This window comes from Treponema succinifaciens DSM 2489 (genome assembly GCF_000195275.1).
Lineage (GTDB): Bacteria > Spirochaetota > Spirochaetia > Treponematales > Treponemataceae > Treponema_D > Treponema_D succinifaciens.
Window position 1 is genome coordinate 1,772,549 of sequence record NC_015385.1, and the last position, 15,662, is coordinate 1,788,210.

The following is a 15,662-nucleotide window of genomic DNA, read 5'->3' on the forward strand; positions in this document are numbered from 1 at the left end:
CTACCTCGCTTCAATTCTAGTTTCCAGTTCATTTATTTTTATGAACTCGTATCTTTTTCCAATTTTTGCACTCATATTTTCTTCTGCGACTTCTGCATCTTTGTCATAGGAAAAGAAAATAACTTGCTCTGCAATTTTAGGAAGAGTTTCGCAAACGTTTTTTACACGTTTCTTGTCAAAATTTGAAAGGGGGGCATCCATTACAAGTGGATATGGTTCTGATTGTAAAGACATATCAGAATTTCTATTTTTTGCATTTTCACGAGCCATTTTTATAACACCTGCAATAAAAGCAAAAATGACAGACATACTTTGCGCCGTTGAAGTTTCAATCATGCCGTTGTAACTTGCAAATTCATCAAGTCCAACTTTTATATTGTATTTTTCATCTACTTGCAATGAAAGTTTTCCGTTGTAGATATTCTTGAATATCTCATTGATATTTTCCTGAAGCCGTTCCCTTACTTCCTTTTCCCGTTTTGAATAGTCATCTTTTAACAACTGATACATATATATTGCATAGGCTTTATACACTGCAATTTTCTTATTGCTGTCACTTTTTAAAGCCTGCTCATCAAGAGAAGATTGAGCTCTGCTTTGCTGTTCTGTTTTTGCGCCTTTTTCTTCAAGCAAAGAAGACTTTTCCCCATTAAGCTCTACAATCTTTCTTTTGTTTTCTTCAAATTTTAGTTGCAAATCTGCCGAAGACTTAATATTTTTAAGCCGTTTTTCAATTTCTGAAATTTCCGAATTCAATTCTTCTAGTCCAGAATCTTTTTCTCTGATTTCTCTGTACTTTTTAACAATGGAATCTTCATAAAAATTTTCAGAGTCAGCAAGGCGCTGCTTTGCGCTTCCGCTAAAATCTGAAATAAAATTTCCAAGACTTTTAGGCGGAATAAATTTCAATAATTCATCAAATGCTTCAAGTTCTTTTGAGTTTTCTTTTAAGCAAGTTCCGCAGATACAAAAGCCTCTTTGCTTTAGATAATCTATTGTTTTCGCAGTAATGTCAGGAATTCCTTTATCAAGACTATCCGTCTCAGCAAGTTCTGTTAAAACATCTCTGATAATTTTCCTTGAAAACCAAGATAAACCTTTGCTATTGAAAATGTCAACAAAACTAGAAATCGTATCACTTTTTTCTTTTTTTAATTTTTCAATAGAAACTTCATAACAATTTTTCTCTTTTATAAGGTTTTCAGAATCTTTGTTTGCTTCCATTTCTTTAGAAAGTTCTTCCTGCTGTTTTTCAAGATTTGATACATCAGCATCGATTTCTCTGCTTCTTTCATCAATTCTATCAAGTTCTTTATTCAAAAAATCAATCTTATCTTGTAAATCTGCAATCTGGGAATTTGCTTTTGAATCAAAGTCTCTGTTGTAACTTTTTATCACAGAAGAACTTGAACGTCCATTTAAATGGTCGAGAGTGATTGTAAAGGCGGAAAGCCCCAATAATCGTTCTACAGCATCTTTGAATTCAGCACTCTTTCCATCATTTATTTCTTTGCTCATATTTTGTATTCGTTCACCGTCAAAGAAAAAATAATTAGAAAGCTCGGAAGGAAGTATTTCCTTTATTCTTAAATCAACTTCTCTTTGTTCAACAAATTTAGTATTTCCCTGTGGATTTCTATACTTGATTTTCAATTCAGAACTGTTCGGCGTATTCAGTTCTCCTGTCGCATTCGTTGTGTATTTTTGTTCCCGAGTTATTTCATATTGCGTATTGTTATGTATAAGCTGTAGTGAAACTCTTACAAAAGATTCTTTGTTTGGGCCTAGATTTTGAGAAATTTCCTTATTCAGCAAAATAGAATCTGTAAAAGTTGTTTTTCCATACAAACACCATCTGAATGCTTGAGCAAAAGTTGTTTTTCCGGCGCCATTTTCACCAAGAATAATCGTGATATTTTTCACATTGTCTTCTGAAAATTCTACAGACTGAAGGCCTTTAAACTGTCTAAAATTTTCGAGCGTGATTTTTTTTATAAGCATGCCACTTCCTCCGCAATTTTCTTTTTTATATCCTTAATCATTTCTAAATCGCCTTTTTCTTTTGTGGAAATATTCTTCTTTTCTGCAACCAAAATGGATGTAAGAATGTTTCTTGCCTTCTTAACATCAATTTCAATTCCGTCCTCTACAACTTTATCACTGCTCATTTTCAAAATCCTCCTTAAATATTAAATCCTTATCTGTAAGTTCATACAGTTTTTTTATTTCTTCAATTCTTTTCATTGCTGAAATCTCTGTCATGGAAAGACGTGCAAATTCTATTGCCCTAACCAGTTCATTTATAACCAAAGTCCTTCCTTTCTTTTTCTGTTCTTCTGTTTCGTAAATAACTTCTGTTAAAGGACGAGGAAGCGTTATAAAGTCATAAATTTCTGCAAAATCTTTTCCGTCTGATTTTCTTAACACACGTCCACGCCGCTGAATGTACTCTTTCGGATTTGTTGTGCTTGCTAGAATGAAAGCTGTTTTTATAGCAGGAATATTCACTCCTTCGTCGAGACATTTTATTGCTATAAGCGCCTGTAGATTTTTTCCTTCTGAAAATTCTTGTTTTATAACTGCGCGTTCCTGCATATTTTCTTTTGAAGTAAACTGAGCTACTTTCATTCCAAGAAGATTTCCAAGCAAATCTGTAACAACTTCTATTTGCCTTTTTCCTTCTGAAATTTCATCATCGTTAGAATCATCAAGTCCAGAATTTTCATCGAAAACTTTTGTAGCTCCGCAGTAAACAAGAATGTGATTATCATTTATATAAGGCATTATCTGTTCTTTTAAAGCGCCAATTTTATTTGCCGCTCCTGCGACAAGTCTTGCCCGTTGCAATGCAATTCGCTTGCCTTTTTCATTCAGCTTTAATTTTCCATTTTTTCCTTTTACAACGCACTTTGAAATTTCACGGGAATATTGTTCATAATAAACAAATTCATCATCTGTTAGTGAAACAACAACCGGATAGTATTTATATCTTGTGAGCTTTTTCTCTTTGATGGCTCGCTCAAGACCATATTCAATGCACTTTTTTCCAAAATAATCATAAAGTGATTGAGTCCCTTCTTTATCGCCATGCCGTTCCAATGTAGCGGAAAGTGCAAGACGATAAGAAAATTTATTGCTCAAAAGTTTTCTCAAATATTCCGCACCGAAATTATGAGCTTCATCAACAACAAGCAATGCGTTTCCATGCAGTTTAGAGATTTGGTTTTGAACAAATTCGGAAGAAAATGTAGCGTTTGTAGAAATAAAGCAAAAAAACGTTTTATTTTTTATCTCTAGATTAAAATCTTCAACAGCATATTTTAGCAATGATTTCCAGTTTTTCTGTTCTGAAGAACTATAGCCGATAATTGGTTTCATTCCGAATTTTTCAATATCTTCAACCCATTGTTCAACTAAATGCTGATAAGGACAAACTATGAAAACTGCAAGCCTGTCATTTAAAACTTCGCTCAACTTTGAAACCGCACCTAAACCTGTGAGCGTTTTGCCAGTTCCTGTTGCCATATCAAAGATGCCTTTGTAATTTTGTTTTTCCCATTCTGAAATCGCCTCGTTTTGATAATCAAAAAGAGTTATATCTAAAGGAATCCTTGGAATATTCATTTTGTTTTCAATTTCCCCATTCTTTATTTTTTCAATCTGTAATTTTTTATTTTCTGAAATGAACTTGTTTTCGATCCCTTTTGAGAACGAACGACAGCCTATATTTGTCTTTAAAACTGTATAAATAAAGATTTTTCCCCAAGACTTACTGTTCTTCCATTTTTCATCAAACCAGAAGATATGACCTTTTACAGAAGTTCCGTTTTCAGGACGCACGACGACATTAGAAGAATTCATTTCTAAGTAATTCAACTCTGAATTATCTTCAAGTCCTTTCTTTGTAAAATTGGAACTTCCTACAATCGCGCAGGAATCATTTTTGCCCTTGAATATGTAGCACTTTGCATGAAGAAAGCTAGAGTGATTAGAATCTTGATAAGTATGAATTTCAAACTTTGGATTTTCTCCGATACAATAGTTTAAAAGTAAAGAAATCGCATCCTCATAATCAGCAACAACAGGAATATTGTCCAAATGATACTTGATGTAACTAGCCGGATAATCATTTAAGTCAATTTCATCAGCATGGCTCAATTGATAATTCTGAACTTCTGGGTCTTTACCAAGCAGAAGTTTTATTTTTGTATCTGGCCGTTCAAGAAAATTATTGAGTTCCTCAAAAATAAGTGCAACAGATGGAATATCCCAATAACCGGTCGCTATATAAAACTCATTATAATTTTCATCTAGCAACAAAGTTTTTATATATGAGCTAAGCTTGTAATTTTGAGAATTATCAATTAAAGGATTTTTGAATTTCTGTAACATTGATTTCTTCCTCACCTATTTTCCTCTATATACCCCATCGCCTTTTCCAGAGCGCAAAAGTCTTCTTCGCCTGTAAAATATCCCACGCTGAAGCGCACTGTGCCTGCCGGAAATGTTCCCAAGAATTTGTGTGCGAGCGGAGAGCATTGAAGTCCTGTGCGCACGGCGATTTCCATTTCATCAAAAACGTTTCCGATGTCTTCCGCCGCATAGCCGTCAAAAACGGTGGAGACAACGCCGATGCATTTTGTTTTTTCTGAAAATCTGTCCGCCGGACCTGCTATCTTCACAAAGTCATACTGCCGCAGAATCTCTAAAAGCCTGCGGTGATTTTTTTCTTCGGCAGCGCGGATTTCGTCCTGATTCTGCAAGAACCATTGTGCCGCCGCATGAAGTCCTGCCACCGCGCAGATGTTCTGGCTTCCCATCTCGTAGCGGCCCGGAATATTTTCGGGCATTTCCTGGTTCGCCGAATCAACGCCTGTTCCGCCAAAAAGGACCGGCTCCAGCGCAACATTACGGTTTTTTGCAAATCCGCCGATTCCGAACGGTCCGTACAACGTCTTGTGCCCGGCAAAAACCGCAAAGTCAACCAGGTCGTTCGCCACATCCAAAGGGACAAGCCCTGCCGTCTGCGCTATGTCGGTCACGGTAAGCGCGCCATACTTTTTCGCAGCGGCAAAAATTTCAAGAACCGGTGCGACAAGCCCTATCACGTTGCTTGCATGGCTTACAATCACAATGTCCGGCGGAATTTCTGCAAACTGTGCGTTGATTTTTTCAATGTCGTATTCAAAATCAGGAGAGACAAAAAGTTGCCTTACACAAATCTTTCCGACCTTTTCAAAATGATGCAGAACGCGCGTTACCGAATTGTGCTCAAACGGCGAAATGTAAACGGTTTTCTTCTTTTCATCCGCAAGCAGCCCCTGAATCACCATGTTCAGCGCAACAGTCGCGCTCGGAGCAAAAATCACGTCCTTGTTCGGAGAGCAAAGAATCTTCTGGATAAAACCACGTGTTTCAAAAATTATCTTCGATGATTCTGCCGCCAATTTGTACTGGCCGCGCCCCGCATTTCCTCCGTGCTTTCTGTAAAAAGAATCCATAGAAGAGTAAACACATTCAGGCTTCGGAAAGGTTGTTGCCGCATTGTCAAAATAAAAACTCATTTATTCTCCCCTAGCACAGTTTCTCCAGCAGGCTCACCAGAACCTGCCGCTTTTCTGCGTCCGTTACGGACTGCCCCATTTCCTCGATTGTCCGCCAGATTTCCTCTTCGAGTAACACCGCCCGGCGGGAACATTCGATCTTCTTGAAGGACTTTGATTTTGCGTTTTCTGTTCCGCTCTGGGCAAATCGGATCTCGTAATTGGCAGCGGAATTGTATTCACCAGCCGCTCCGTCAACGTTTGCAGCCGCTGGGTTTTCAGTATTATCAGCCAGGTACTGAGCCTGCCGAAGCGCCGACATATTTCTTTTATCCACTGAACGGTTATCAAAATCAAGAAGCGTTCCGTTCAGTTCTGAAAGCCGTTCAAAAAACATAGTCACGCTCTCATCGTTCCAGTCGTCAATAGAAAGGCCTGTAAGAACTTTTGACATTTCCATCACGATTTTTTTCTCATCGTTTCCGGCGGACTTGTAAATCCTCAAAAGCGAATGTGCTCCGTTTTCAAAAACGTGATTTTCCGTCTGAAGGTTCAATTTCTGGCAAAAATCCGCAATAAGATTTTTAAGCGACCTTTCTGCGTTCGTATCAAAAACATTTTTTATTTCTTCAACTATTTTTGATTCAAAATTATCCAGCACAGAATCAAAAAAAATTTTTGCATTTGCCACATTTTCAAAAAAATCAAAATCTTCCGCACTCTGCCCGTTGCCGAACGCAAAAGGCAGCTTTTCAAAAAGAATTTCATTTGCCCCAAATCCTCCTGAGCGCAAAATGTTCAGGAACGCGGAATATTCTTTCTGAATGGCGGCAAATTTTATTTCAGCAAGCCCTGAGCCACCGCAATAAACCTTTTTCATCTGCTTTGTGTATTTTGGAAGCGAGCGGTACCAGCGGAGCATCGCATTTATCAGGTACGAATATCCGTTCGCTTTTTTTTCCTCATCAATTACAAAGTCAGAAAAAAGTTTTTCCAATGCAAGAATATAATTTTCTTTTTCGTCGTTCCATTTTTGAATCCGAATTGTAAAGTCAGAAGGAGTTTCCGCAATTTCCGCCAAGTTCTGAGCATTCACAGGAACTTCAATTCCGCGTTTTTTTAGGACGATATTCTTTACACGCTCACAAACCGCGGCCACAATGTAAACAGGAATCACACCACGCCTAAGTCCAATTCCATTCTCAGGTTTTACAAGAAGGTCAAAAAGCTTTTCAAAACTGGCTTCTGTTTTTTCCGCATTGGAAAGAAAACCGTTCATCATGCAAAAAAGATTCTTAAAGTTTTCGTCATTTTTTGTGTCTCCGGTCTTTGGCGACAGATTGACGAATTTCTTTTCGGAATTTTTTTCAAGAATTCCCGTGTGGACAAGCGCGCTTTGCATAAACGAAACTTCCTGTCCGCTTCCGGAAAATCCCAGGTTGTTGAGCGGAAAATTCAGCATCGCATCCATAAGTTTTGCACGGCTTTTTGTGGCCGCTCCGGTAAGGCAATTTTTGTTCAGCATCTCATTGTTTATGACCGGCGTTCTGTAAAAAATCTCTCCACAGATTTGGGAAACCAGATTTGTAAGATCGGATTTTCTGTAAAGTTTCTTTTCCGCTCCAAGCGAGACGTAAAGAGCCAGTTTCCGCTCCGGCTGAATATACGAATGGACAATCTGTTTTACAACCTCGTACAAATCCTGATAAATTATGTCGTACTCGTCAAAGAGAAAAGAATCAGAAGTATCATCAAAAGAAGAAAGAAGCTCGTTTCTCAAAAAGGCGACAGAATCAAACCGGCGGAGCCTTTCAGAGAATTTTTCAACCGACTTTGAAAATATAAAGACAAGATTTTTTGTTTCGGAAGAGATTTTGCACGCCTTTTCTACAAGATTTTTTTTATCGTCCTGATTTTTTTCCGCGCTTTCAGAATCGTTAAAAACTGCAAAAACACAGCCGTCGGAATTGAAATTTTCAGCGGCATTTTTCCAATCCCCGCGTTCCATAAAATCGTTTTCAGAAATAAACGCAAAACGAAAGTAACGCGTCATCTTATTTTTAACGTTGTACGAAGTTGGATAAATAAATTTTTCCGTGTTGAAATTGTTCAGAATATCGACAATGCGAACCGACCTCCGCCGTTTTTCAACGCAGTCAGAAATCAAAGCTGGAATATTTGCGCCGGAATTAGCCTTGAGTTGAATATAATTGTTGTGAATGTTCAGATAAACGAAACCTTTTTCAGAAAGAGTCTTCACTGCGCCACGGATTTCTTCACGGGAATAACCTGCGTCATCATAAAGCTCAAAAAGAAAATTCAAATCCGGAGAAAGACGCTCAAACTGGTTAAGGCAGTAAATCAGCGAAAGAGTTTTTATGATTTTTGATTCAAGCGATTTTTTATCAAGCTGCCGCAGAATCGAAAGCGCCATAAAATAATGCTTTTTAATTTCGCTTGTGTAAGGCTCGTTCTGCATTTGGTTTTCAAAATAGTCAAAAAGAACGTCCGGCGTAAAAAGAATTATTTTTCCATCCGAAAGAAATTCATCCTCCGTCTTTTTAATCAGAGAAGCAAATCCGTTCTTGTCATTTCCGGAAAGAAAAGTAAAAAGAGTCCTCTCGTTCTGCGCAACTTTTTCAGAAAGCCGCGGCAAAATGTAGCTTGTGACCGGATGCAGCGGATAACAGCCAAAAAGAATCGTCTGTCCCGCATCGCAATCAAGATTTGAAAAAAGCCGGAAGCTGCTTCCAAACCAAATATTCTTCAAATTTTCAAACTGAGCTTTGTTATTTGAACAGAATTTTTCCCATTCATCAGGATTTTTTATAATCGCCGCACGAATCAGGCTGTAGACTTCCGAATAATTATTGTAAAGGTGAATATGCCTGAACCGCTCAGAAACGCCTTTCCAGCCGTCAACTTTCTGCTTAGGAAGAATATCTATGTAGTTTTCAATTTCCTTGTGGCAAATCAAAAGCAAGTGAAGCTGATTTTTTCCGCTGCGGTCGCAACGCTCGGCAAAGTCCTGAAGAAGTTTTGTATCTTTTACTGTCGCCTGCGCAATGCTTGATTCAAGATATTTCCCGAATTCATCATAAACTACAAAAATGCCATCGTAATTTCCGGTCTCGCAAAGTTTTTTGCAAACTTTTTCGTAGACTTCAACAACATCAAGACCGCTGAACGGATTAAATTCGCTGCCCGAAGTAAGCGACGGATAAAGTTTTTCAAATTCCGCAAAAAAATCCGAATTATATGTTAAAAGCTGCCGCTTGAATTCCCCGGATTTTACGGAAGCCAGATTATTGAATTTTTCAAGAGTTTCAGGATATTCGTTTTCCCATTTTTCAATCATTTTTACCGCAGACTCAAAATGGGTTTCCGGCATAAGATTTTCAAATTCCTTATTTTTTAAAGTCAGATGAAGCGCATACAAAAACGACTGGGCAAGGCTCTGAGAATTTCCGTTTATCACAACAGGAAGAAGCCGTGTACCGCTTTTTACATACTGGCGCACATTTTCCGCCGTATCAGGATTTTTTTCCGCGATTTTTTTCGCAAGCGACTCAAAGACATTCTTCAAATCTGGATTATTATATAGAAGAGAAAGTGTTTCCAGCACAATGTACGACTTTCCTTTTCCGTAAGGACCGATTAAAATTCCTGCACGGTTTAAGGAATCGTTTTTTTCAGAAGTTTTTTCTTCCGTCTGATTTATGTTTCTTGCGCTTAGAACAGCCTCGTCTATAAACTTTATAGCTTCAGAAGTCGGAATAAAATCCGCAAGTTTCTGCGCATTGTCAAAATCAAACGCAATATTCACTGAAGTTTGAAAATTCTTTGAAGCGGCTATCATCCTGTTTTTTTGCAAACTCATATTTTCAGTTCCTTGTAATATTCTTCAACGCATTTCTTGTAAGATTCGCTTTCGTCCAAATCTTTCCAGGCAAAAAGCCGGACAACATCAAGTCCTGCCGTACGAACAACTTTCACAAAATCACGGCTTTCAAGCTCGCTCAGAATATCCATAAGCGTAATCACATCAAGATTAAAAAGTTTGCCGGCCCCATTTTTCCTGTTCTGAATGTCTGAAAGCGGAATTTCAAGATTTTTGTACGCATATCCGTCATTTGTGCTTTTTTCGCACATACGATAAAGCACTGCAAGAAAAACAAGCGACGGAATATTCTGCTTAGGAGGGATAACCTTCCGGTACATTTTCCGTTCGCCGCCCATAAAATCAACAAGTCCAAGCTCTGCAAACGGAGACTCAATATTGTCTTCCGGATCAATTTCCGACGCATTTTTAAAGCGGGAAACATAAGTACCCACAATACATTCAAAGTCGCTTTCAAATGAACTGCGCGCAGTTGAACCACCGCTGCTTTTGTCAAATTTAAAAAGCTCGGACACAAAATCATCCTTGCTAAATTCCGTCATATTGAATTCATTAAAGAAAAAATACCAGGAAGTCGCAAAATCCTTGTTTGAGGCAAGTTCCGCCTGCAAAAGCCAGAGCGATCCAGTTTCCTCAACATAAGGGTCGTGCTTGTATATAATTTTTCCAAGAGTCGAAAATACAGTTTCAGTTTTTCTTGTCTTCTCTCCTTTTTTTTCTTCCGTAAGACCAACCGCCTTCATCCAGTATCGCAGCGAAACAACCATATTCCGTCCAATCCCCAGTTCTTCCATAGGCTCCAGTGTTTTGTCCGTAAAAATTCCCGGATTTTTTTGAACCGCCTCAATCCCTTTCGCAAGCCAGTCTTTGCGGATTGAAAATGTCTCGTGTCCTCTGTATTTCATTTTATATTCCTTTTTATTCGGGCGTTTCCCTTCGCTTTCGCTCCGGGCCAGGCTTTGCGGGGTTCCGCTTTCGCTTCATTGCTTTGTTCTGGTTTCGACAAGCTCAACCGCCACAAAACAACGCTTCGCGCCCCTCCAATCCCTAACGCACTTATAAATCCTTTGTCCTTAAATATTTTTCCATCATGCAGCCGCCGGTCAGATATTTTTCTGTGACGCATTTTTTGCAATGAACGCATTTTTCCGGATTTATGTAATACTTATTTCCAGCAAGAGAAATCGCTCCAGAGCGGCAGACGGACTCACATTTCAGGCACTTTCGGCATGCGTTAAATTTCCTAACCTGATAGCCAATCATGCGCTGAAGGTCGTCGTGCTTTTCCACATTCATTGTTCGCACTTTTACGGCGTGCTCAAAACCGCTCTGGTTGAACGGCTGAACGGAAATTATTGGAACTTTTGTCTTTACGTCCAGAATCAGCGTTTCGTGAATCAACTTTCGGCCAAGCTCGGGAGCAAGGATTCCAAACGGAACAAGCATATTCAAAAAACTGTCGTCAAAAGCGCGTGTAAGCTGGTAGATTTTTGAGTGCTCTTCGCTCGTGCAGTTCGTAAATTTGAGTTTTACGTCTCCGGCAGCAGCAACTCCATTTCCCCCCTGACGCGCCTTCCATTTGCCTGAATCCACATATTCTTCCGCGTCGGGCTTTCCAATCTGCCGGGCAAAACCAACAAGAAAACTTCGCCAATTTTCGCTCCGTTCGCTCATGTAAATGCGTGAAAGAAACTGGGCGCGCAGATTGTTGTTCGGGCAGCACCAGCAGCCGACGCGGTCGTAGCCAAGCCGGTAAGCGTCGTTGAAGTCAACTTTTTCAGAAAGAAGATAAAGCCACACGTCCAAATCTTTCCATTCAAAAATCGGAGAAGCGACGGTCTGTTTCTGGATTTTTACAGTCTCGGTGTTTTCTGTAACGCGGCTATATTTTGAGCGGCTCACAGACTCGTTTTTTCGGATTCCGTAGAACGTAAGAATCTGCTTGTCGCCGAATTTTCGGTTCAGGACACGCGTAATCGGTCCTGTCTTGAACATCGAGCAGCACCATCTCATCATTCTTGCAGGCGGTCCGATTTCCTTGCAGACTTCATAAAAATTCTGGTCAGTGTTCTTCGCAATTCTGAATTCCGCCAACGGATGATTTTTTCTGTAGCGTTCTGCATACTCTATCGTCATAGGAAATTCTAGCGTGGTATTTCCAAAAAGATGCGTTATTTTCGGATTTGCAAGCGCTTTTATAACAACATCCGCAGTCGCAGTGGAATCCTTTCCTCCACTGAACGAAACAATCATGCGGTTTTCTGAGCCTGCTCCGTTTTTCTGGACAAACTTCTCCGCCTCGTCTTGAACAAAGTCAAAAGCATCGTCCTTTATGGAATCAAACCTGCTTTTATTCGCCTGAATAAATTTCTGTACTGTTGAATCGAAATATTTTTTTGAAACTTCAAGATTTTCTGCTGAATATTCGTTCAATTTTTCGCGGAGGAAATTGCAGTCGGCATTTCTAAAAACTGAAGACGAAATTGCAACAGATTTTCCGTCAATATAGTAACGGTTCGCAGAGTTCCACACCGAAGACGAAGCCAAACTGAACGGCTCTTTTTCAAGCAGCAGCTCAAGCAAAAGCCGCTCCTCCGGAAAAACAGGCCGCAAATCGCTGGAAAGATATTCAGTTTTTCCATGGCAAAGCGGACACTTGCAAACCGCACCGACAGAATTATTCTCATCAAAAACAGGAATTCTGCACGAAGCGCACCAATTAAGCTGCGCAGAAAAACGGTCGTTTTTTGTGACAGGCTCAGTCATTTTGCAAGTTCTCTGTATGCTTCAAGATTTTGTTTTATAAGGGCATCTGAAATTTTATGCACTTCATCATCTAGTGCAAAAACAAGATTTTCTTTGACATATTCAACTGCTGTAAACATAAACACCTCGATTTTGAGCCGAAATAATCTTTAGAATTATATCACATTTTTTAAATTCTGTTAATTTTCAGTTGAAAATCGCCTTTCTTAAAGCTGCGTTTATTTTTGTCTGATAGCCTTTTCCCAGTCTTTTGAATGCCTCGATGACATCTGCGTCAAGTTTCAGTGTAATCTGCTGTTTTTTAGGCTTATAGTATGCAGGATTTGCCGGAACGAACTCTGAAAGTTCCTTTTTTGACAATTTTGGAGCATCTTCATAGTTTATTTCGTGATTTTTTGCGGCTTCAATTTCCTTAATTGCATCAAATGTTGGCTGGTCGCCAATCTTGATTTCTTTTTTTACTATTTCCATAATAAAGCCTCCTTTCTTCTGCATCTGCTAACCGTGCCGAAATAATTCGATATGATTCAAATCTTTCTGTATAAACAACGAATAAAACATCTTCGACTTTTCCGATTGTCTGGAAAGAGTCTTCCTCACGGACATTGTTTTCCGAGTGATCGTAGCGTTCAAGTCTGAATGGGTCTGCAAAAACATAGCTTGCTGTCTCAAAACTTATGTGATGTTTCTGCTTGTTTTGCTGATTTTTATTTTCATCCCATTCGACATTCATAGGAAAAGTATATACTGAAAAGAAGTTACTGTAAACAAAAAATTCTGTCACAAAAAACGACCGTTATTAGTAGCAAAAATTATGGTAGAATCTTCATTTTTTAATCACTTAATGCCAAAAGAAACTGTGTGGTATTCAAACGGCGGCAAAAGTGATTTTTATGTCTTAAATAACAAAGTTGTCATAATTGACAGCGGAATCTGCCGGACAAATTCAAAAAATCTTATCGACATAAATTATTCGCTTTTGACGGACAAACAAAATTCATACATGAAAGAATTTTCAGAAGTCTATAGATTTTTGAAAGAAGATGAGGAATCCGCAAGAGACTTTTTATTTTCCGACAAAAACAAACACAGTGAAAATCCGGAAATAAAAAACGAAAGACAAAAAACGGCAGCAAGCCGCGAAGATTTTGCAGAAAGTTCTCCTCTGGAATTTTATTTTGAAGAAGAATTCTCAAAAGTCTACGGCGAATCCAGTTTAAGTTTTCTTAACAAAGAATATTCCATCACAGATGAAAACGGAGACACGTTTTTTCTTGATTATTTAGTACACACAGACGACGGCGACATCGCAGTTGAGGAAAACGGCATAAATTATCATCATCCGCAGATTATCGGAACAGAAAAATACAGAAAGCAGCTTGCAAAACAAAACGAATGCACAAAATGGGGAATAAAACTTTACAGGTTTTCAACAGAAGATTGCAAATTTGAGGAAAAAATTCAGGACGACATAAAACGCTTTTTTGGCTCAGATACAAAAAAATTCAATCAATCTGGAATTATTGCAAGCCGGGCGATAAAACTTTACGAGCATCAGAAACTGACGCTTGAAGACATTCAAAAATCACGGAAAAACGGAGTCAGCACATTTTTAGTCGTTCTTCCGACAGCCGCAGGAAAATCAAAAATAATCGAAGAAGATTTAAAGCATTTTTCAAAACAAACAAAAGATTTCAAAGCTCTGATTCTTGCGCCTAACAAAGACATAATTGAAGACTGGAAAAAACGCATATCAAAAAATCTCCCTGCTCTCACACAAAAAATCGACATAAAAACATATTCCTTTCTTGCAAGAAACTACAGAAAATTTTCCGCGAACGAATATTCATACATCGTTGCAGATGAGGCACACCATGCAGTTGCACCGACCTACAAACGCGTGATTCAATATTTTTTGCCGGACTTTCTAATCGGACTTACCGCGACCGACCAGAGGCCAGACAAAAAAAAGCTAGAATCAATTTTTGGAGCCTATAAAACTCAGCTTTCTCTTTCCGAGGCGATGAGAAGAGGAATTGTCGCCCAGGCGAATGTCTACAGAATAGAAACAAATGTTGATTTAAGCAAAATCAGGTTCAATGGAAAAGATTATGTTAATGCGGACTTGGAAAAATCAATCCGTGTAACTTCCCGAAACAAATTGATTGCGGAAATCTTAAAAAAATATTTTTCCTCGGGTAAATTTCAAAATGAGCAAGGCCTGATTTTTTGTGTGAACACAAACCATTCAAAAGAAATGGCAAAAATCTTAAATTCCTATGGAATTTCCGCTGCTTCCTACACAAGCAGAGACCTAGACGCCGAAAAGACGATGAAAGATTTTTCAGATGAAAAAATCCGCTTTTTATGCACCTGTAATATGATTAGCGAAGGCTGGGATTATCCGTCCTTAAAAATTATTGTGATGGCCCGTCCGACACTTTCAAAAGTCATGTACTTGCAGCAAATCGGTCGCGGACTTAGAAAAACTTCCACAAAAGAAAACGTTTTTATCATCGATGTAGTAGACGAATACGGCGCGATGGTTCAGCCTTGCACAATGCATTCAATTTTCGCAAATCCTTATTATGTTCCGTTCGGACTTATAACAAAAAACGATTACAAGCAAGGCGAAATGCTAACAGTTGACGGACTTTCAGAAAGGATTGAGCGTATTGTAAAAGTTGACATTGACGATTTTTCCGAAAAATACAAAGATTTTTTAAGCATTGAGCAGCTTGCAAGAGAATTTTTTGTAAGCACAGGAACAATAACTTTCTGGATAAAAGCAAAGAAAATCATTCCAGACGCAGTTTTTCCGTTCGGAACGAAAAAAATATTTATGTTCAGTCCGCAAAATATGGAAAACATCAGAAAAAAATTGAATATTCCTGAACACAATGAAAAAACTCTCCACAAGGATTTTTTTGATTTCCTTGACCAGCGAGACTATACACTTTCCTACAAAATGCCGTTTCTGCTTTCACTTCTAAAAAACGCAAATTCAATCGGCGAAGCAAAAATTGATTATGTACTGAAAGATTACATTCAGTTTTATAAGGACAGGTTAAATCTAAATCTTCCAGTTGATAAAAAATCTTGTCCGTACACAAGCGAATTTTTGAAAAACGAAAAACTCTGCAAAGAAAATATGATTACAAATCCTTTTGAAAAATTTGAGCGGAAACGGTTTATGTTCATTTCAAAAGACCTGGGAATTATCGCGATAAACTCTGCACTGTGGGATTCATTTTCAAAAAATGATATTCTAAAAATAAAAACACAGCTTCTTGAAGATTTAAGAAATTACTACAAAAATCTAGGAAACATAATAGAAGAAAATCAACTTGTAAACTTTGCAAAGGGTTATATTTATGCAACAAAGGTTGTTCAAAAAGAACCAGAACTTCTTGTCGCGGACAGCACGAATCTCAATTCTGGAGAAAACTAAA

At 38.4% G+C, this 15,662-nt stretch carries 11 protein-coding genes; 1 reads left to right on the forward strand and 10 read right to left on the reverse strand.

Annotation, left to right across the window (positions count from 1 at the left end; translation table 11 throughout):
• The 10 genes from TRESU_RS08375 to TRESU_RS08410 all read right to left on the reverse strand — a co-directional run bounded on the left by TRESU_RS08375 (position 1) and on the right by TRESU_RS08410 (position 12,943).
• Positions 1-2,001: an AAA family ATPase gene (locus TRESU_RS08375; RefSeq protein WP_013701818.1), complete on the reverse strand. Its 2,001-nt coding sequence runs from the start codon at positions 1,999-2,001 to the stop codon at positions 1-3.
• The gene (locus tag TRESU_RS15155) at positions 1,992-2,168 is read right to left on the reverse strand and encodes a hypothetical protein (RefSeq protein WP_013701819.1); all 177 of its coding nucleotides are present in this window, start codon (positions 2,166-2,168) and stop codon (positions 1,992-1,994) included. The genes TRESU_RS08375 and TRESU_RS15155 overlap by 10 nt, the downstream gene beginning before the upstream one ends.
• Positions 2,158-4,392, reverse strand: coding sequence for a DEAD/DEAH box helicase family protein (locus tag TRESU_RS08380; RefSeq protein ID WP_013701820.1), 2,235 nt, complete (start codon positions 4,390-4,392; stop codon positions 2,158-2,160). The genes TRESU_RS15155 and TRESU_RS08380 overlap by 11 nt, the downstream gene beginning before the upstream one ends.
• Positions 4,393-4,403: 11 nt before the next feature.
• Positions 4,404-5,564, reverse strand: a complete 1,161-nt coding sequence (locus tag TRESU_RS08385) for an aminotransferase class V-fold PLP-dependent enzyme (RefSeq protein WP_013701821.1) — start codon at positions 5,562-5,564, stop codon at positions 4,404-4,406.
• A gap of 10 nt (positions 5,565-5,574) precedes the next feature.
• A complete protein-coding gene (locus TRESU_RS08390; RefSeq protein WP_013701822.1) occupies positions 5,575-9,423 on the reverse strand; it encodes a hypothetical protein in 3,849 nt (1,282 codons plus the stop codon).
• Entirely contained in the window at positions 9,420-10,349 is a 930-nt protein-coding gene (locus tag TRESU_RS08395) for a DUF4007 family protein (protein WP_013701823.1), read from the reverse strand. Before TRESU_RS08395 ends, TRESU_RS08390 begins: the two co-directional genes overlap by 4 nt.
• A gap of 151 nt (positions 10,350-10,500) precedes the next feature.
• The gene (locus TRESU_RS08400) at positions 10,501-12,210 is read right to left on the reverse strand and encodes a phosphoadenosine phosphosulfate reductase domain-containing protein (RefSeq protein WP_013701824.1); all 1,710 of its coding nucleotides are present in this window, start codon (positions 12,208-12,210) and stop codon (positions 10,501-10,503) included.
• Positions 12,207-12,329, reverse strand: coding sequence for a hypothetical protein (locus tag TRESU_RS15815; protein WP_013701825.1), 123 nt, complete (start codon positions 12,327-12,329; stop codon positions 12,207-12,209). Before TRESU_RS15815 ends, TRESU_RS08400 begins: the two co-directional genes overlap by 4 nt.
• Positions 12,330-12,396: 67 nt before the next feature.
• Positions 12,397-12,681, reverse strand: a complete 285-nt coding sequence (locus TRESU_RS08405) for a BrnA antitoxin family protein (protein ID WP_013701826.1) — start codon at positions 12,679-12,681, stop codon at positions 12,397-12,399.
• A complete protein-coding gene (locus tag TRESU_RS08410; protein WP_013701827.1) occupies positions 12,632-12,943 on the reverse strand; it encodes a BrnT family toxin in 312 nt (103 codons plus the stop codon). The genes TRESU_RS08405 and TRESU_RS08410 overlap by 50 nt, the downstream gene beginning before the upstream one ends.
• A 111-nt stretch (positions 12,944-13,054) precedes the next feature.
• Between TRESU_RS08410 and TRESU_RS08415 the strand changes: the two genes are divergently transcribed.
• Positions 13,055-15,661, forward strand: a complete 2,607-nt coding sequence (locus TRESU_RS08415) for a DEAD/DEAH box helicase (protein ID WP_169309752.1) — start codon at positions 13,055-13,057, stop codon at positions 15,659-15,661.
• The last annotated feature ends 1 nt before the right edge of the window (position 15,662 follow it).